Source organism: Enterobacter sp. CPE_E1241, assembly GCF_045618265.1.
GTDB lineage: Bacteria > Pseudomonadota > Gammaproteobacteria > Enterobacterales > Enterobacteriaceae > Enterobacter > Enterobacter adelaidei.
The window spans coordinates 2,704,386-2,722,663 of sequence record NZ_JBIWYV010000001.1 but is presented as its reverse complement, the minus strand read 5'-3'; the positions used below and the strand labels follow the sequence as shown (position 1 = coordinate 2,722,663).

21 protein-coding genes are annotated in these 18,278 nt (G+C 47.8%); 10 read left to right on the top strand and 11 right to left on the bottom strand.

Going from position 1 to position 18,278, the window contains the following annotated elements; translation table 11 throughout:
- Positions 1-297: 297 nt before the first annotated feature.
- The 6 genes from oppA to ACJ9Y9_RS13325 all read left to right on the top strand — a co-directional run bounded on the left by oppA (position 298) and on the right by ACJ9Y9_RS13325 (position 6,765).
- Positions 298-1,929, top strand: coding sequence for an oligopeptide ABC transporter substrate-binding protein OppA (gene oppA / locus ACJ9Y9_RS13350; RefSeq protein WP_028018772.1), 1,632 nt, complete (start codon positions 298-300; stop codon positions 1,927-1,929).
- Between the two features lie 84 nt (positions 1,930-2,013).
- Positions 2,014-2,934: an oligopeptide ABC transporter permease OppB gene (gene oppB, locus ACJ9Y9_RS13345; protein ID WP_028018773.1), complete on the top strand. Its 921-nt coding sequence runs from the start codon at positions 2,014-2,016 to the stop codon at positions 2,932-2,934.
- A gap of 12 nt (positions 2,935-2,946) precedes the next feature.
- Entirely contained in the window at positions 2,947-3,855 is a 909-nt protein-coding gene (oppC, locus tag ACJ9Y9_RS13340) for an oligopeptide ABC transporter permease OppC (protein WP_028018774.1), read from the top strand.
- Positions 3,856-3,866: 11 nt separating this feature from the next.
- A complete protein-coding gene (locus ACJ9Y9_RS13335) occupies positions 3,867-4,880 on the top strand; it encodes an ABC transporter ATP-binding protein (RefSeq protein ID WP_028018775.1) in 1,014 nt (337 codons plus the stop codon).
- Complete coding sequence (oppF, locus tag ACJ9Y9_RS13330) at positions 4,877-5,881, top strand: murein tripeptide/oligopeptide ABC transporter ATP-binding protein OppF (RefSeq protein WP_028018776.1); 1,005 nt, start codon at positions 4,877-4,879, stop codon at positions 5,879-5,881. Before ACJ9Y9_RS13335 ends, oppF begins: the two co-directional genes overlap by 4 nt.
- A gap of 14 nt (positions 5,882-5,895) precedes the next feature.
- Positions 5,896-6,765 carry an ion transporter gene (locus ACJ9Y9_RS13325; RefSeq protein ID WP_032666961.1) on the top strand — a complete coding sequence of 290 codons (870 nt, stop codon included), beginning with the start codon at positions 5,896-5,898 and terminating at the stop codon, positions 6,763-6,765.
- Positions 6,766-6,796: 31 nt separating this feature from the next.
- On the opposite strand, the gene ACJ9Y9_RS13320 is transcribed toward ACJ9Y9_RS13325, so the two are convergent.
- Positions 6,797-7,126, bottom strand: coding sequence for an HI1450 family dsDNA-mimic protein (locus ACJ9Y9_RS13320; RefSeq protein WP_006810881.1), 330 nt, complete (start codon positions 7,124-7,126; stop codon positions 6,797-6,799).
- A 33-nt stretch (positions 7,127-7,159) separates the two neighbouring features.
- Positions 7,160-8,620 carry a cardiolipin synthase gene (cls, locus tag ACJ9Y9_RS13315; RefSeq protein WP_028018778.1) on the bottom strand — a complete coding sequence of 487 codons (1,461 nt, stop codon included), beginning with the start codon at positions 8,618-8,620 and terminating at the stop codon, positions 7,160-7,162.
- 144 nt (positions 8,621-8,764) lie between these two features.
- Between cls and ACJ9Y9_RS13310 the strand changes: the two genes are divergently transcribed.
- From ACJ9Y9_RS13310 to ACJ9Y9_RS13300, 3 genes are all read left to right on the top strand, one after another.
- Complete coding sequence (locus ACJ9Y9_RS13310) at positions 8,765-8,938, top strand: YciY family protein (protein WP_021240326.1); 174 nt, start codon at positions 8,765-8,767, stop codon at positions 8,936-8,938.
- Positions 8,939-9,045: 107 nt separating this feature from the next.
- On the top strand, positions 9,046-9,681 hold the full coding sequence (gene leuE, locus ACJ9Y9_RS13305; protein ID WP_028018779.1) for a leucine efflux protein LeuE: 636 nt from the start codon (positions 9,046-9,048) through the stop codon (positions 9,679-9,681).
- A 98-nt stretch (positions 9,682-9,779) separates the two neighbouring features.
- Positions 9,780-10,733 carry a helix-turn-helix domain-containing GNAT family N-acetyltransferase gene (locus tag ACJ9Y9_RS13300; protein WP_028018780.1) on the top strand — a complete coding sequence of 318 codons (954 nt, stop codon included), beginning with the start codon at positions 9,780-9,782 and terminating at the stop codon, positions 10,731-10,733.
- 33 nt (positions 10,734-10,766) lie between these two features.
- Here the strand turns inward: ACJ9Y9_RS13300 and ACJ9Y9_RS13295 are convergent, their stop codons facing one another.
- The 5 genes from ACJ9Y9_RS13295 to ACJ9Y9_RS13275 all read right to left on the bottom strand — a co-directional run bounded on the left by ACJ9Y9_RS13295 (position 10,767) and on the right by ACJ9Y9_RS13275 (position 12,572).
- Complete coding sequence (locus tag ACJ9Y9_RS13295) at positions 10,767-11,063, bottom strand: YciI family protein (RefSeq protein WP_028018781.1); 297 nt, start codon at positions 11,061-11,063, stop codon at positions 10,767-10,769.
- A gap of 284 nt (positions 11,064-11,347) precedes the next feature.
- Positions 11,348-11,551, bottom strand: a complete 204-nt coding sequence (locus ACJ9Y9_RS13290; protein ID WP_008804421.1) for a hypothetical protein — start codon at positions 11,549-11,551, stop codon at positions 11,348-11,350.
- Complete coding sequence (locus ACJ9Y9_RS13285; protein ID WP_008804422.1) at positions 11,548-11,724, bottom strand: hypothetical protein; 177 nt, start codon at positions 11,722-11,724, stop codon at positions 11,548-11,550. Before ACJ9Y9_RS13285 ends, ACJ9Y9_RS13290 begins: the two co-directional genes overlap by 4 nt.
- Positions 11,705-12,058, bottom strand: coding sequence for a hypothetical protein (locus tag ACJ9Y9_RS13280; protein WP_023322119.1), 354 nt, complete (start codon positions 12,056-12,058; stop codon positions 11,705-11,707). Before ACJ9Y9_RS13280 ends, ACJ9Y9_RS13285 begins: the two co-directional genes overlap by 20 nt.
- A complete protein-coding gene (locus tag ACJ9Y9_RS13275) occupies positions 12,051-12,572 on the bottom strand; it encodes a hypothetical protein (protein WP_407226176.1) in 522 nt (173 codons plus the stop codon). The genes ACJ9Y9_RS13280 and ACJ9Y9_RS13275 overlap by 8 nt, the downstream gene beginning before the upstream one ends.
- Before the next feature lie 1,371 nt (positions 12,573-13,943).
- Here ACJ9Y9_RS13275 and ACJ9Y9_RS13270 point away from each other — a divergent pair.
- Positions 13,944-14,237: a hypothetical protein gene (locus tag ACJ9Y9_RS13270; RefSeq protein WP_075202356.1), complete on the top strand. Its 294-nt coding sequence runs from the start codon at positions 13,944-13,946 to the stop codon at positions 14,235-14,237.
- Between the two features lie 46 nt (positions 14,238-14,283).
- On the opposite strand, the gene ACJ9Y9_RS13265 is transcribed toward ACJ9Y9_RS13270, so the two are convergent.
- The 4 genes from ACJ9Y9_RS13265 to ACJ9Y9_RS13250 form a co-directional block, all read right to left on the bottom strand.
- Positions 14,284-14,646 (bottom strand): protease inhibitor I42 family protein, encoded by a 363-nt coding sequence (locus tag ACJ9Y9_RS13265; RefSeq protein ID WP_053092156.1) that lies wholly within the window; start codon positions 14,644-14,646, stop codon positions 14,284-14,286.
- Between the two features lie 343 nt (positions 14,647-14,989).
- Positions 14,990-15,613, bottom strand: coding sequence for a recombinase family protein (locus ACJ9Y9_RS13260; protein ID WP_049162241.1), 624 nt, complete (start codon positions 15,611-15,613; stop codon positions 14,990-14,992).
- 209 nt (positions 15,614-15,822) lie between these two features.
- The gene (locus ACJ9Y9_RS13255; RefSeq protein ID WP_004898926.1) at positions 15,823-16,320 is read right to left on the bottom strand and encodes a PH domain-containing protein; all 498 of its coding nucleotides are present in this window, start codon (positions 16,318-16,320) and stop codon (positions 15,823-15,825) included.
- Positions 16,321-16,659: 339 nt separating this feature from the next.
- On the bottom strand, positions 16,660-18,231 hold the full coding sequence (locus ACJ9Y9_RS13250) for a recombinase family protein (RefSeq protein WP_407226175.1): 1,572 nt from the start codon (positions 18,229-18,231) through the stop codon (positions 16,660-16,662).
- Between the last annotated feature and the right edge of the window lie 47 nt (positions 18,232-18,278).

Here is an 18,278-nt window from a genome sequence, read left to right as displayed (position 1 = left end):
TTACGCCATTTGATACTTTCCGGCCTACTATTTTGCAGCATAAAACAAGTAGATGAGAATTATTTTCATATGCTTCTCTTCTCAGATATCCAGCGCAGGTCTCAAACAGGGGAGGCCTGTAAAGAATCGACGCAAGACGGCCATACGAGCGGTCAGTAATAAAAAAGTCGGTGATAGCAAGAAGTAAAAAAGAAGAACCTGGCAGCAGCAAAAAAAACTCCTGCGCTGTACAGGCCCCAACAGGGGATTACACAGCTGGCGAAGGCCAGTCATTATAATGAGTGGAGTACCAACACAATGTCCATCATCACAAAAAAAAATCTGGTAGCGGCGGGGATTTTAACTGCGCTAATCGCGGGCAACGCTGCAATGGCTGCGGACGTACCTGCAGGTGTTCAACTGGCTGAAAAACAGACGTTGGTTCGTAACAACGGTGCGGAAGTTCAGTCTCTTGACCCGCATAAAATTGAAGGTGTTCCCGAGTCAAACGTTAACCGCGACCTGTTCGAAGGTCTGCTGGTGACTGACGTAGACGGCCACCCGGCTCCGGGTGTAGCAGAAAAATGGGAAAATAAAGATTTCAAAGTCTGGACTTTCCATCTGCGTAAAGATGCGAAATGGTCAGACGGCACGCCGGTTACCGCCGAAGATTTCGTTTATAGCTGGCAGCGTCTGGCGAATCCAAATACTGCCTCTCCGTATGCGAGCTACCTGCAATATGGCCACATTGCCAATATTGATGACATCATCGCAGGCAAAAAACCGGTCACCGACCTGGGCGTGAAAGCGATCGATGCGAATACCTTTGAAGTCACGTTGAGCGAACCTGTTCCGTACTTCTATAAGCTGCTTGTTCACCCGTCTGTTTCTCCAGTTCCAAAATCCGCAGTGGAAAAATTTGGTGAAAAATGGACTCAGCCTGCCAATATCGTGACCAACGGTGCCTACAAACTGAAAGACTGGGTAGTCAACGAACGTATGGTTCTGGAGCGTAACCCGCAATATTGGGACAACGCGAAAACCGTGATTAATCAGGTGACGTACCTGCCAATTTCTTCCGAAGTGACTGACGTTAACCGCTACCGTAGTGGTGAAATTGACATGACCTATAACAACATGCCGATTGAACTGTTCCAGAAGCTGAAAAAAGAAATTCCTAAAGAAGTGCATGTTGATCCGTATCTGTGCACCTATTACTACGAAATCAACAACCAGAAAGCACCATTCACCGATGTTCGTGTCCGTACGGCACTGAAACTGGCACTGGATCGCGATATCATCGTGAACAAAGTGAAAAACCAGGGCGATCTGCCAGCATACAGCTATACCCCTCCATACACCGATGGCGCAAAACTGACTGAACCAGATTGGTTCAAACAGACGCAAGAGCAGCGTAACGCAGAAGCGAAGAAACTGCTCGCCGAAGCTGGCTATACTGCTGATAAGCCGCTGACCTTCAGCCTGCTGTATAACACCTCCGATCTGCACAAAAAACTGGCTATCGCCGTCGCCTCGATCTGGAAAAAGAACCTGGGCGCAAACGTGAAGCTGGAGAACCAGGAGTGGAAGACCTTCCTGGATAGCCGTCATCAGGGCACCTTCGATGTCGCGCGTGCTGGCTGGTGTGCGGACTATAACGAACCAACCTCCTTCCTGAACACCATGCTGAGCGACAGCTCGAACAACACCGCGCACTATAAGAGCCCGGCATTCGACAAGCTGATTGGCGACACGCTGAAAACAACTGACGAAGCACAGCGTACTGAACTGTACTCTAAAGCTGAGCTGCAGTTGGATAAAGATTCCGCGATCGTTCCGGTTTACTACTACGTCAACGCCCGTCTGGTGAAACCGTGGGTAGGTGGCTATACCGGTAAAGACCCGATGGATAATATCTACGTTAAAAACTTGTATATTATCAAGCATTAATGGCAATGAGTGGGGCGAGTTCACTCGCCCCACGGTGTCTAACCGACGTCACAATATATAGGCACACGCCAGAAGGTACGGGCAATGTTTAAATTTATCCTACGTCGCTGTCTTGAAGCGATTCCAACGCTGTTTATTCTGATAACAATTTCCTTCTTCATGATGCGTCTTGCGCCGGGAAGTCCATTTACCGGTGAACGTACGTTGCCGCCAGAAGTCATGGCGAATATTGAAGCGAAATATCACCTGAACGATCCTATCTCCACCCAATACTTCAATTATCTGAAGCAGCTGGCTCACGGTGATTTTGGACCGTCATTCAAATATAAAGACTATTCCGTTAACGACCTGGTGGCTTCCAGCTTCCCGGTATCGGCAAAGCTGGGTGCTGCGGCATTCTTGTTGGCCGTTGTTCTCGGGGTGACTGCAGGCGTTATCGCCGCGCTTAAACAAAATACCAAATGGGATTATACCGTAATGGGGGTGGCGATGACTGGGGTAGTCATACCCAGCTTCGTTGTCGCGCCGTTACTGGTGATGATATTTGCCATCACGCTGAAATGGCTACCTGGCGGTGGCTGGAACGGCGGGGCGTTAAAGTTCATGATTTTGCCGATGGTGGCATTATCTCTGGCGTACATCGCCAGCATTGCGCGTATCACCCGTGGTTCAATGATCGAAGTGTTGCATTCGAACTTCATTCGAACCGCGCGCGCTAAAGGGCTGCCGATGCGTCGGATTATCTTCCGCCACGCGCTCAAACCGGCGCTGTTGCCTGTGCTCTCCTACATGGGGCCGGCATTCGTCGGTATCATCACTGGCTCAATGGTTATCGAAACGATCTACGGTCTGCCGGGTATTGGTCAACTGTTCGTAAATGGCGCGCTCAACCGCGACTATTCGCTGGTACTGAGCCTGACCATTCTCGTTGGTGCGCTGACCATTCTCTTTAACGCAATTGTCGATGTGCTGTATGCCGTCATCGACCCGAAAATCCGTTACTAACTGGAGCACGCCATGATGTTGAGTAAGAAAAACAGCGAGGCGCTGGAAAACTTCAGTGAAAAACTGGAAGTAGAAGGTCGTAGCCTCTGGCAGGACGCGCGCCGCCGCTTTATGCACAACCGTGCCGCGGTAGCCAGTCTGGCCGTACTGGTGATCATCGCGCTGTTTGTGACCCTGGCGCCGATGCTGTCGCAATTTACCTATTTCGACACCGACTGGGGCATGATGTCCAGCGCACCTGATATGGAGTCCGGACACTATTTTGGTACGGATTCCTCCGGACGCGATCTGCTGGTACGAGTCGCTATCGGAGGCCGTATTTCGCTGATGGTCGGTATCGCTGCTGCACTGGTGGCGGTGATTGTGGGCACGCTCTATGGCTCACTCTCAGGCTACATTGGCGGTAAAGTGGACTCTGTGATGATGCGTCTGCTGGAAATCCTGAACTCCTTCCCGTTCATGTTCTTCGTTATCCTGTTGGTGACCTTCTTTGGCCAGAACATCCTGTTGATTTTCGTGGCTATCGGGATGGTTTCCTGGCTGGATATGGCGCGTATTGTCCGCGGACAGACACTGAGCCTCAAACGCAAAGAGTTTATCGAAGCCGCGCAGGTGGGTGGCGTATCAATCGGTAATATTGTGGTTCGCCATATCGTTCCTAACGTGCTGGGGGTGGTGGTGGTTTATGCTTCACTGCTGGTACCAAGCATGATTCTGTTCGAATCCTTCCTGAGCTTCCTGGGGCTGGGTACGCAAGAGCCTCTGAGCAGCTGGGGTGCACTCCTGAGTGATGGTGCAAACTCCATGGAAGTCTCTCCGTGGTTACTACTTTATCCGGCGGGTTTCCTGGTCGTTACCCTGTTTTGTTTCAACTTTATCGGCGATGGCCTGCGTGATGCCCTCGACCCGAAAGACCGTTAAGGAGCGCCGTCATGACAATTATTGAAACGGCCACTGCGCCGCAGGCGCAACAGCAGAGCAAACTTCTGCTGGATGTGAAAGATCTCCGTGTAACCTTTAAAACCCCGGACGGAGACGTAACCGCCGTTAACGATCTCAACTTCGACCTGCGTGCAGGTGAAACGCTGGGGATTGTTGGTGAATCTGGTTCCGGAAAATCCCAGACTGCATTTGCGTTGATGGGACTGCTGGCTGCAAACGGTGTTATCGGAGGTTCCGCGAAATTCAACGGACGTGAAATCCTCAACCTGCCGGAACATGAGCTGAACAAGCTGCGTGCCGAGCAGATCTCGATGATTTTCCAGGATCCGATGACTTCGCTGAACCCGTACATGCGTGTTGGCGAGCAGCTGATGGAAGTCCTGATGCTGCACAAAGGTCTGGGCAAAGCGGAAGCGTTTGAAGAGTCAGTCAAAATGCTGGATGCGGTGAAAATGCCGGAAGCCCGTAAGCGCATGCGTATGTTCCCGCACGAATTTTCTGGCGGCATGCGTCAGCGTGTGATGATTGCGATGGCGTTGCTGTGCCGGCCAAAACTGCTGATTGCTGATGAACCCACCACCGCGCTGGACGTCACCGTTCAGGCACAAATCATGACCCTGTTAAACGAGCTTAAGCGCGAGTTCAACACAGCGATCATCATGATCACCCACGACCTTGGCGTTGTGGCGGGCATCTGTGACAAAGTGCTGGTGATGTATGCCGGCCGTACCATGGAATATGGCAACGCGCGTGATGTGTTCTATCACCCAGCCCACCCGTACTCAATTGGTCTGTTGAATGCGGTACCGCGTCTCGATGCGGAAGGGGAATCTCTGCTCACCATTCCGGGTAACCCGCCAAACCTGCTGCGTCTGCCGAAAGGTTGTCCGTTCCAGCCGCGTTGCCCGCATGCGATGGAAATCTGCAACAGCGCTCCGCCGCTGGAAGCGTTTGCACCAGGCCGCCTGCGCGCCTGCTTTAAGCCGCAGGAGGAGTTGGTATGAACGCATTAGATGAAAAACGCAATGTGCTGCTCGAAATCGCTGACCTTAAAGTGCATTTTGACATCAAAGACGGTAAACAGTGGTTCTGGCAACCATCTAAGACCCTGAAAGCGGTCGATGGTGTCACGCTGCGTTTGTACGAAGGCGAAACCCTGGGCGTGGTAGGGGAGTCTGGCTGCGGTAAATCCACCTTCGCGCGCGCCATTATTGGTCTGGTAAAAGCCACCGGCGGCAAAGTGGCCTGGCTGGGTAAAGACTTGTTGGGGATGAAGCCTGACGAGTGGCGTGACGTGCGTAGTGATATCCAGATGATTTTCCAGGATCCACTGGCATCATTGAACCCGCGTATGACCATCGGTGAGATTATTGCCGAGCCGCTGCGTACTTATCATCCGAAGATGGCTCGTCAGGAAGTTCGCGATCGCGTGAAGGCGATGATGATGAAAGTTGGCCTGTTGCCTAACCTTATCAACCGCTACCCGCACGAATTCTCAGGCGGCCAGTGTCAGCGTATTGGTATTGCACGTGCGTTGATCCTCGAACCGAAGCTGATCATCTGTGATGAGCCCGTCTCCGCGCTGGACGTATCCATTCAGGCACAGGTGGTCAACCTGCTGCAGAAACTGCAGCGTGAAATGGGGCTGTCACTCATTTTTATCGCGCACGATCTGGCCGTGGTGAAACACATCTCGGACCGCGTACTGGTAATGTACTTAGGCCATGCAGTGGAGCTGGGCACCTATGATGAGGTGTACCACAACCCGTTGCACCCTTATACCAAAGCGCTGATGTCCGCAGTACCGATCCCCGATCCCGATCTGGAAAAGAATAAAACGATTCAGCTTCTGGAAGGGGAATTACCCTCACCGATTAACCCGCCGTCGGGCTGCGTCTTCCGTACGAGATGCCCAATGGCCGGGCCGGAATGTGCGAAAACGCGACCGGTTCTGGAAGGCAGTTTCCGACATGCGGTTTCCTGCCTGAAAGTAGACCCGTTATAATCGCAAGGGCTGACATGATGTCAGCCCTTATTTTTTGCGAGGTTACTGTGTCGCTTTTAATCACGCCCGCCCGTCGGCGGCTTTACCATTTTTTATTCGATCCTGAAACCGTATCCGGGAGACGCTTCGAAGGCCTCTGTGGTTTATTTGCGCTGCTAAGCGTATTTGTGATCTTTATTGAGTCTGGTGTCGGGACGCAATACCACCTGACGTTTGACGAGTGGCATATTTTTGTCTGGCTTGAGTTGGCGATTACTCTGGTCTTTACCGCGGAATATTTCCTGAGAGTCATTTGCTGGCCCAACCCGGCCAGATATGTTTTCAGCTTTTGGGGATTTATTGATTTAGCGACCATCCTGCCGCTCTATGTGATGTGGCTGTGGCCGGAAATTAGCCTGAGTTACGTCTTTGCCTGGCGAGCGATGCGCGTCATTCGGGTATTACGTATCCTTAAATTACTGCGTTTTATGCCGTCATTGCACGTGTTCTGGAGCGCGATAGTCAGCGCACGGCACCAGCTTATTCTGTTCTATTCATTTATTGCCATCGTCATGATTGTTTTCGGCGCGCTGATGTATCTGATAGAAGGGCCAAAATATGGCTTCACGACGCTTAATGCCTCGGTCTATTGGGCCATCGTGACCGTGACGACCGTGGGTTATGGTGATATCACACCGCATACCCCATTGGGACGTATTGTGGCATCAGTGCTGATCCTGATTGGCTATTCGGTGATTGCAATCCCGACAGGGCTCATTACCACACATATGAGCAGTGCCTTTCAGAGTCGCAAACAGCAGCGCAAATGCCCGAATTGTCATCAGGGTGAGCATGAACACAGCGCACGGTTTTGTAACCGCTGCGGAAGCGAATTACCGGATTAAATAAAAAAGGCTGCAATCGCAGCCTTTTTTACTATTCGCGCCAGAGGATATGGCACAGTTTGTGGTCTTTCTCGCGGCACAGCAGGACGCGGGCGAAGATGTCATTTATTTCGCCGCCATCTTCATCGGCCAGCCCAATCACTACTTCGGCAAAGAAGTCAGGATTAAGGTCGAAATCCACATGCTCAGCCCAGTCTTCTGAAGGGTCGAACAATTCGGCACCGCCGCGCTCTTCGAACTGCAGATTAAAGAGGATCACGTCTGCGGGATCGAGGTTATCAACCGCCAGTTCGAGAAAAATGTCATAGGCCTGCTCGAGCGTTTCGTCTTCGGTCAGGCGATTGTTCAGATCCATTTCCATGATGACTACCTGTTTAACATCGTTGGGCACGTTTTACAGCAACGGACTAAAGAAGTAAAACAGTCGTTCGGCAATTCTCTGCCACATTGGACGTTTTACCCACAGTCTGGCATCCAGCAGTCGCGAGCGGGAGATATAATCATCCTGCACCGCCGCCAGGTCACCGCCAAAACCGGCGTCATCAATCACAAGTGTGATTTCAAAATTGAGCCACAGACTCCGCATATCCAGGTTGACTGTGCCCACCAGGCTTAATTCACCGTCGACGAGAACGCTCTTGGTATGGAGTAATCCGCCTTCAAACTGATAAATTTTCACTCCTGCGGCCAACAGTTCGCTAAAGAATGCCCGGCTGGCCCAGCCTACCAGTAGGGAGTCATTTTTGCGTGGCAAAATGATACTCACGTCGACACCGCGTTGCGCCGCCGTGCAGATTGCGTGCAGCAGGTCATCGCTGGGGACAAAGTATGGCGTGGTCATGATCAGGTATTCACGGGCTGAGTAGGTTGCCGTCAGCAGCGCCTGATGAATCAAATCTTCAGGGAAGCCTGGCCCGGATGCAATCGTATGAATGGTGTGCCCGCTGGCCTCTTCAAACGGCATAATATTGCCGTCCGGTGGTGGTGGCAGAATACGTTTACCGGTTTCAATCTCCCAGTCGCATGAGTAAACGATACCCATAGAGGTGGCAATCGGCCCCTCCATTCTTGCCATCAAATCAACCCATTGCCCAACCCCCGAATCCTGTTTAAAGAAGCGTGGGTCGACCATGTTCATACTGCCGGTGTAGGCAATATAGTTATCGATCATGATCATCTTACGGTGCTGGCGGAGATCCATCCGGCGCAAAAAGACACGCAGGAGGTTAACCTTCAGCGCCTCAACCACTTCGATACCGGCATTACGCATCATTCCCGCCCACGGGCTGCGGAAAAATGCCACGCTGCCTGCAGAGTCCAGCATCAGTCGGCAGTGAATGCCCCGACGTGCTGCGGCCATCAGGGATTCAGCAACCTGATCGGCCATACCACCGGGCTGCCAGATGTAAAACACCATCTCAATGTTATGGCGGGCCAATTGAATATCGCGGATCAACGCCTGCATAACATCGTCAGAAGTGGTCAGCAACTGGAGTTGATTTCCTTTGACACCGCCAATCCCCTGACGGCGCTCGCAAAGTTTAAACAGCGACGCGGCAACACTGCTGTTCTCTTCGGCAAAAATATGTTTGCAGGCTTTAAGGTCGTTAAGCCACTTCGCGGTCGAGGGCCACATGGCGCGGGCACGCTCGGCGCGGCGCTTGCCCAGATGAAGCTCACCGAAAGAGAGATAGGCAATGATCCCTACCAGCGGGAGGATGTAGATTATCAGAAGCCAGGCCATGGCAGAGGGTACGGCTCTGCGCTTCATCAGGATGCGTAATGTCACACCCGCGATTAACAGCCAGTATCCCAGAATGACCAGCCAACTCACCACGGTGTAGAAGGTTGTCATAGGTTAAAAAATCCTTTTGAAAGCGTATTGTTATGAGTGTACGCATCAGGATTCATCTGGCAAATAAAAACGCCAGGTAAAAGCGCTGGTTTGCTGCAGGGTTGGGTTTATAATGGCATCTCTGTTAGAGAAAGAGTTGTAGACATGAAGCGCAGTAGAACTGAAGTAGGGCGCTGGCGCATGTTGCGACAGGTGAGTCGTCGCAAGGCACGTTGGCTGGAAGCACAATCCCGCCGCAATATGCGTATTCACGCCATCAGAAAATGTGGAATGACCCGGCACCGCAACGCGTTGCTGTTCGCAGTCCAGGATATCTGAGAACCATGAGGGCACCGCAAGGTGCCCACTGATTTTATAGCGTCTGATTTTTAGGAATAGCGTTTTTGCAGCGATATTCCCGTTGTTTTTAGCAAAAGGAGGGAGAAGTGTTTGCGGAGTTTGGTGTACTGAATTTCTGGACGTACGTTGTAGGCGCATTTTTTATCGTGCTGGTACCTGGGCCGAATACCCTGTTTGTGCTGAAAACCGGGATTGGTCACGGCGTTAAAAAAGGTTATCTCGCCGCGACAGGTGTATTTATCGGCGATGCGGTACTGATGTTTCTGGCCTGGGCGGGTGTTGCGGCATTAATCCAGACCACGCCGGTACTGTTTAACATCGTGCGCTATCTCGGGGCTTTTTATCTGCTCTGGCTGGGGGGCAAAATGCTCTGGTCGGTGGTGAACCGTCAAAAAAACGCTCATGAGAGCGGGCCCGAACCTGCCAGTACGATCATGAAACGCTCGCTGGTGTTAAGCCTGACCAATCCCAAAGCGATTCTGTTCTACGTATCGTTCTTCGTTCAGTTTATTGATGTGAATGCCCAGAGCACCGGCACTTCTTTCCTGATCCTCGCGACAACGCTGGAGCTAATAAGCTTTGTGTATATGAGCTTCCTGATCTTCTCTGGCGCGTTTGTTACGCGTTACCTGAAAACCAAAAAGAAACTGGCAAAGCTGGGGAACGGTCTGATAGGGCTGCTGTTTGTTGGGTTTGCGGCAAGGTTGGCATCGCTGCATTGATGTGAAGAAACAAAAAGGCTCCTGCGGGAGCCTTTTTAATGTTTGACAACTTCCCGCCATTTGGTTGTATAGTACAACTAAATGGCGGAGACAATAACATGCACATCGAAACCCCTCTTGTCAGCGATATCCGTAGCGCCTCACGTTTGATGGTGCGCGAATTAGGTTTTATGGCCTCGACGCTGGCCTCAACGAATTATTCACCCTCGGCGGTTCATACACTTGTCGAAATTGATTTGCGGAAAGAAATGACCGCTGGTCAACTGGTGCAACTGTTAGGCCTGGAAAAATCCAGCGTCAGCCGGATGTTGGCACGCCTTATTGCAGCAGGCGAACTTGAAGAAGTCGTTTCCAGTGAAGACGCCAGAACGAAGTATCTACGACTGACGGCAAAAGGGCAGGAAACCGTCAGACAAATTAATACCTACAGTAGCGCTCGGGTGCTCACTGCAATAAAACCACTGGATCCGTTGCAACAGAAAACAATATCTCAGGGTCTTTCACTTTATGCCAGGGCGCTGCTGGCTGGCCGTGAAACGCCGGTTGAGATTCAATCTGACGCGCTGAAAATTGTGCCGGGCTATCTGCCTGGCATGATTGGCCGTATCGCGGAGATGCATGCCAGTTATTATTCCCGGGAACATAATTTTGGCCGTTTCTTCGAGGCCAAAGTGGCTTCTGGATTGGCCGAGTTTAGTGGGCGACTGGAGAAGCCGTGTAATCAGGTCTGGCTGGCAATATTGAACGATAAAATCGTCGGCTCGGTGGCTATTGATGGTGAAGATTTAGAACCGGGGGAAGCTCACCTTCGCTGGTTTATTCTTGATGATGGCTGTCGCGGATTTGGCGTGGGGAAAAAACTTCTGACCGAAGCTATAGGTTTTTGCGATAACGTGGGCTTTTCTGCTGTGCATTTGTGGACATTCAATAAACTATCCGCCGCACGACGTCTGTATGAATTATTTGGTTTCAGATTAGCCAAAGAGTGGGAGGGGGACCAGTGGGGAAGTCTGATGACAGAGCAGCAATTTACCCGGTGTAAAGACGTCTAACGTAAAAAAGGCCCCTGCTGGAGCCTTTTAACATCAGAACACTTTTTTATAAGGGCGAACCGTCACCTTCGCATACACACCGGCCGCAACGTATGGGTCCGCATCAGCCCAGGCCTGAGCAGCTTCCAGAGATTCAAACTCAGCAATCACTGTGGAACCGGCAAAACCGGCGGCACCCGGGTCATTGCTGTCTACTGCAGGCATAGGGCCGGCGGTCAGTAAACGGCCTTCATCCTGGAGCAGCTGCAAACGTGCCAGATGCGCAGGGCGCACAGCCTGGCGTTTTTCGAGCGAATCAGCAACATCTTCAGAGTAAATCACGTAAAACACGGCGAAGCTCCTTAACCGGTAAAAGTGTCAGTTACGTTATGTGAAGGGGCAAACGACTGCAATGTAAAATAAAAACAATGTTAAAACCCTGATCTGAATGCGACTTTTTTGGCCTCTCATGCGCTAAAGTTGCTCCAGAACAAAGTGTCTTATTGAATATGATTGCTATTTGCATTTAAAATCAGGGTTCGGTTTTTTAACGTTGATGAATATGACTTCGATGACCCTTGAATATAGGCTATTCGGGTTTTGAAAGTATCTGGTTTTCATTCACATTACAAGCACTAAGCCCGCTCTATCAGGTGAGCCAATGCCAGCAATCTCACGCGCTGCTCTGATAATCCGCCCAATTTGTAACGTCCCGCGAGTTCATAACCTACTCTGTCCAGCTTCTGTAGCATTGGGACAGGAATATTCAGGGCGAGATTTTGAGTTAACGGAATTGCATCCCCTTGAGACTTCAGAGGATTACACGGATAAAGCGTCATTCAAACCTCCTGAGCATCTCCCCGATTGCCAGTGTTAAACGTTGGTCTTCTGATACCACGCCTTGACCAATCTGTTCAGAAAGCTTTTCCAGCTTTGTGATAAGCGATGGATGCAGCGTCATCAGAAGATTACAACTTACTTTCTGACCATATTCATTGAAGAGTTGATTCATTTAGCCCTCCCATCGACTGAGCAACTTCAGCCGCTTCTGAGGCTGCTGTTATGGCTTTGTTTCGTTTTGTCTGTGCTTCAAGGATTCGTACAGTTGCATCACGCTGCAAGCGGGTGACCTTTGAAGAAGCTGCTTTCAGAATCCCGTCACAGAACGCTTTATGCTGGTTACTCATAGCGCTGGTGGCCTTAACGTAATCAGCGGGATTGATACCTATAGCTTCACAGAAAGGCTGTACAGCGTCGATGGCAGTCACTGTATGACGTTGCATTAACTGAGCCTGTAAAGTGGCAATCTGAGCCTTGTAAGCGGCTTCAGTGACTTTGTTAGTCATTACCCACCTCATCGGCGACAATCACAGACAGATAGGATTCAAGCGATTTAATTCCCGATAACGCTTCTTCAGCCTGTTTCACCAATACGTTGTGAGCATGGATAGCCTTATTTACCTTATTCGCTTTCTCAGTGATTCCTGCATCAACAAATTTCTCAGCAGCTTTCTTACATGCCTTTTCAATCTCAGCAAGCGGGTTATGTTTTGGTGACTGCTGTAATGGTACAAACTTGATAAATCCAGCGCCCATTTCATACACAACATAATTCTCATTCATCATGCTGTGAACAATAGTCTGTACCATCGCTGGATGTGTAACCTGTCGGATTCTGAATCCATAATCTTCGACTGGCTGAGACATTAGTTGCTTAGTCTTGACAGCAATAAGAGTATCTTTGTTCAGTCTGTCTGCGTTGTAAATATCCTTTGTATCTTCGATATTTTCCAGTGCAGCTTTGATTTGGGGGATGAAATGTGATTCGATTTCAATTCGTTTCTGTGTAGGACTATTCATTAGTAACGCTCTCGTGAAATTCAGATACAAAAATACACCACACAGGCCGTCTTTTACGTAACCCGTGTAGTGTAATCTGGAATGTGTAAAGGGTTGGCTAACCTGTCTCCGAGGAAGGATGCCACAGGAAAGCCATTAATTTGTCAGGAAATCAATTCAATATATAAATGTTAACATATTGTTAAATTCTGTCAAGGGGTTTCAGTTTTCTGACAAATAGCTTTAATGATTTCATACCGTCTGGTTTTAGTCATCATGCGAGGCGGGGTGTAACCAGAGGGAGATGTAATTCCTGTTAATTCGGAAAGGCTCTTATACTGCATGTAGAATTGATGTGTCTTTTCAGCTACGATAGTAAAGTATTTCTTTCTTTTCTTCATTCATATTAATAATCCTTAAACAGGAAAGGTCACCCCCCATGATAAAACCTGAGAAAGTGACCCTCCAGCTATTCTCATCTATCTAAGACCCTGTTGACCGATTTTGATAAATGAGCATTACTGTATTATTATCATACGGAACTGTGTTTTTGTCCAGTGGTATTTTGTTATTGCAGTAATTGATGAATGGTTATTATTGGCGGGGTGGATGGGATGGTAGAAATACATATTTAGCACTTTTTGCTATTGACGTAATTTTTATGATTGATATAATGCATTAAGACCTTTACAGATTATCTTTAAAGTTTTCTGATTATCACTAATTGAATACTACAATAAGAAAATGGCTTACGCCAAAAGCCATTAAAATCTTATTATCTCTTCAAAGATACTTAATCAATGCCTTTAAAGATTACTGTTAAGATGTGGAATCACCAATCAAGGAGTTATCCTTTCAACTTTCGCATGGCTTCGCGTTGTCATGCTTCTTGCTTTCGCCTTGTAATCTATTCAGATAGCCTATCAGAACCCCTGTATGCCATTCTGAAGCGTTCCCAATATCAACCATACATTCTCCCCTCAAGGCCCATCATAAGCCCTCAGAGAGCGCTAAAATAGCTCAGGTTACAATTGCATCAAACCATTGCGTTTGATATAATAATCAGCCTGTTAGAGATGAGTTCTCTTTGGGTTGTGGGAATATCTGGTGTCGTTGCTTAAGCCCCCGTTGAGTCGGGATAGCTTGAGAGTTCAACTAGTCCAGCCATATCTAAAGAGATTTATCAAATGGCAGACATTCACAATAAGAGTGAATACTAAACAACCCCAAATTGTTGAGTCACCTCACCCTACAGCAATATTGTGAATTGCAACTTTTCAGACTTTCCCATCTGTTAAGCCACAGGCAATCCATCACGGTGAAAAGGGTTCCTTCCCATCAAGCGTTAATCGCTGGTGGGCTGAATGATTTTCCACACCGGAGACTGGAAGAATGAAACCTACTGTACAGACATCAAACCGATTTTTGTTTCTAACCGGAAACGAAGACTTCACCATCCGAAAAACTGCTGCGGCAAAGATTGCCAGAGCACGCGGTCAGCGTTTCTTTGTTCACATCTGCAAGAGACATGGTGCTAGTGAACATTACTCAAGCTGCATGGCTTGTGTTGAATGCCAGAAACAATGGTATAGAGATAACGGTAAGAGCAAGCCGGATCCAGACATCAAACCTTTTAGCTCTGCCTATACAATTGCAGCGGTATTTTTCAAAGGTATTAGGCTGTGAGTAGATGATACATCCCTCCCTGCGAAAACAAAGAGGGAGGGCAAGACTACTTAATCACAACTTTAACTTCTTTTTCCTGCCAGCTTGATTTGTTAAATGACTGACCGTAAATGAGTTTTAGTGTGCTTTCCCCTTTCTTTTCACCAATGAAGTGAAGCACTTCTTCACCACCGCACCCTACAGCACCTTTCGGACAGTCTTTTGACTGCTCATATCCTCCAGAAACGAAAATCAATCCATCAGGAAGGTCTTTAATCATCCAGCCGTAACCCGTAGTCGGATTGGACTCAAGGGATAGTTTGATATCTTTCCCGACTTCACCTGTTACAGTGGTAGTTTCATTTGCAGCATTGGCTGTTATAGCAGCAGACATCATAACTCCGAAAACAACAGCTTTAACTTTATTCATATTTATTCTTCCTTTTCACATATCAACAGACCGAAAATCCAGTAATGAAGCAATATCTGGTTTTTTTTCATCTACATGAATGAATCATGACAGACTATGCATCCATCTCGAATAGCATTAATCTTATTTTTCCCCGAATTGGGTAAGGTCGTTTGATAGTCCAATATTCATACATGATGGAACATATCTGTGAAGGTCTGGGAAGAAATGATGAGCAGATGGATACCTGCTTAGAAGGTGAACCTGAGAAAGTAGCGTTTAACAAGCACTTTTTTGACATATCTGCAATGAAATCAATAAGAAAGCCCCGCACAAAGCAGGGCGTGACTCTTCGCCAGTCAAATTAAGCCATCTCTTTGAGACTCTTACTAACCTTTGCCACCGTTGCCCTTGAGCAACTCACCGTTTCCATTACGTCACTGTAGGACATACCAGCCTGTAACAGCTTGGCTATTCTCTCATTGCGCTGTGTGTCCTCTGGACGGCCTTTGTACTTACCGTCTGACTTGGCCTTTACAATGCCCTGTGCCTGTCTTCTCTTACGGTCTGTGTAATCCTTTCTGGCAATAGCGGCGAGCATGTCCAGCATCATCCCGTTTAACGCCTCTAGCATCCTGCTGGTGAACTCATCCCCTGACTGAATAAGCTGGTGGCTTGTTGGCAGGTCTAAGGCAACCACTCTCACACCTTTCTCATTAATCAGTGACCGTAACTTGTTCCAGTCTTCACCGCTCAAACGTGACAGGCGGTCTACCTGCTCGACTAAGAGAACATCTCCCTTCTGTGCAATCTCAAGTAATCTGAACAACTCAGGACGCTTTAGAGATGCACCTGATTCATTCTCTGCGAAGTAGCTTGAAATAGTCATACCGTTGGCTGTAGCGAATTCATCCAACTGACCTTTGGCGCGTGTTGCGTCTTGCTGAGTGGTGGAAGCTCTGAGGTAAGCGTAGACACGTGAAGTCATGATAGTTAGCCGTAGTAGTCTGTTTAAGATGGTTCAATTATATCAGTCTGTTTTGCATGGTTCAATAAATCATTTTTGAGGTGAACTGGTTCACTAAATCGGTGCTTGTTGAGGTATACCCTAACCAGACCAAAAAAATGACAGGAGAAAAAAGAAGGGGTAAGCGGAGATTGAGGGGCAACCTAAAGAGGAAGCCCCAGAAAAATTTATTAAGCCGAGGTTTCTTTTTCTTCTAAGAAATTGTTAACAATTCTGCGGAAATCAAGAGGTTTCTTAATTGATGGAATCGGCGTACCTGTACCGCCAGTTCCTTTTACAACAACCGTACCGTAACCCAGCAAGCGCCCTAAAAGCCCTTGATTGATACTGATACTTTCAACCTTTTCAAGGCGCAACTCGATGGTTGAGCGACGAATAAAACCGAATTTCGCAATGATACGTTTGTTGGTCAGCGCGAGTTCCGTTGTTGCAACCTTAACAACAACATTAAGCAGCATAAACAGCCCCAGAAACAGAAAGACCCAGCCTACACTATTTGGATGAGCTTCCCCTTCTTTCGCTGCTGCTGATGCCATGAATCCACCAAAAGCAATGAAAAGAAAGAACAGCGAAACAATAATAGTAATAAGGAATGATAACCATGAGACATGTGCCCTCACGATAACCTCTTCACCTTTGGATAAGTTTGAATCAACGTAACTTGCCATGCACAATTCCTTCGCAATAGTAATAATCCGAAACATTATAAAATGTTTTCTGTTTGTAAATACATAGTGTAAGCTGATTTTTAGTGACATCCTCTGAGCATCAGTGAGTAAACTAACAGAATCAGTCCTGTAGCCTTACGTGAAACAGTAAAATGCCCTCAAACGTTGGTATCACTGGGCTGATGGTGAAAATTCAGATGTCTTGATACACTGATAAACCCTGTTAATAAAGTGATTGTTTATGCATCTTTCTCAGTATTATCAGGGTTTTGGTGTTTATCTATGCACTTTTCAAAGATGAAAAAGGGAAGCCGTCAGGTCATAGCGTAAAATCTCTTGCTAAGAACGTTTTGTAACCGGCTTACCAGACTTCTTGAACTCTTCATCAGATGTAATGACGCTGAACATGTCGATGTCTCTAGGTGATGAGGATGATACAACTTGCTTCATTAAATCCTGCGATAACGCAGGGGATAAGTCTCTTGATTTTCCAATGACCGCACCGTTTCGAAGTGTGATTATTATCATTTCACGTTGTAACTCGATGGATTGTACGAATTTTGACAGTATGAGTTGTGCTTCTACTCTTCCTGCTTTGGTCGTCAAATCAATCTCCGATAGGTGATGCAACGGCTTATCACTTAATGTTTCACGCTGATTGAGGTCGTCTAATTCACTTTGCATGTTAATGCGTTGAATGTTCAGTTCTTTGACCTGTTCTTTAATCTCTGTAACATCATCCAGTTCGAGAAGCAGGGTGGCTGCCTTTTTTAGCTTGCTGGTGACTAACGAGATTTGATACTCAATCTCAGCTTTTCGTTTATCAGTGTTGTTACCATCAGACCTCTCAAGGAAGCCAATGATGTTATCAAGCATCCATTTATCAAAGGGTTTACGTTTAATGGTAGGAACATTGCAACGTCCATCAGGGACATTGTTACAACGGTAAACACCTTGATAGGTTGCCTTGACACCTGTGGGATGTACTGAGGCACCGCATTGACAGCGAATGATTCCCTTAAATAGGTTGATAGTAATTGGATTGTCACTGGCTGGCGCTCTGCCAACACGATTTTTTGACAGAATCTCCTGAGCCTTATTAAAGGTGGCAACATCAATCGCTGGTTCATAGTAGTTGGGGATAGCGGGGCGGTCATTACGCTTGGATGCTGCCAGTGTTCCAACGGTTGACTCAGAGCGTAAGATAGTACGGACAGAGTGAACACTAAAGCCATTCGCTTTTTCACGTCGAGAGAATGACTTAATGTTGTTTGCCTGAAGGTAACGAGCAATGTTGTGAAGAGATTCACCAGAAAGGAGCAAATCGAAAATTGTCACAACGGTTGATGAGTGCTCGTTAAGTTTACGAGTATCAGGGTCTATCCAGCCAGGGACATTTTTAGTCAGTTGCTGTTTGCCTTCTAATGCAAGCTGTGCTCTATGCTCCCATGCAGCACTTACCTTGATTGATTTCTCTTTTGATTGCTGATGTGCGATGTGTGCGGCTATCTTCAACTGAATAGATGTATCAAGGTCATCAATATTGGTGCTGGTGTAGATTTTGCCTGATTCGAGACAAATCACATCAACACCTTTACCCGTAATGAGGTCTACAAGGTTTTCGGTATTACGTGCTTTCTGTCGGTTAAGACGGGTTTCTGATTCGACAAGTAAGACAGTTTGCCCTGACAGGTACTTACCATCCTGTATGTTTTGAAGCATTCGTCCAAAATCGCCTTTCAGATGGTGACCGTGATATGCCGATGCACCTTCATCTGAGAATTCATCGACAACTTTTGCATCAGGGTTATCTTTCAGCCATCTCTCAAATAGACCTTTCTGGCGGCGTATTGAGTCACCACGTTCTTGTGGCTTACTGCTGAAACGAAGGTATGTAATTACTTGACGCATAGTGATAGACTCGACGTAAATGATTATCAATTAGCAAAGAACCTTGA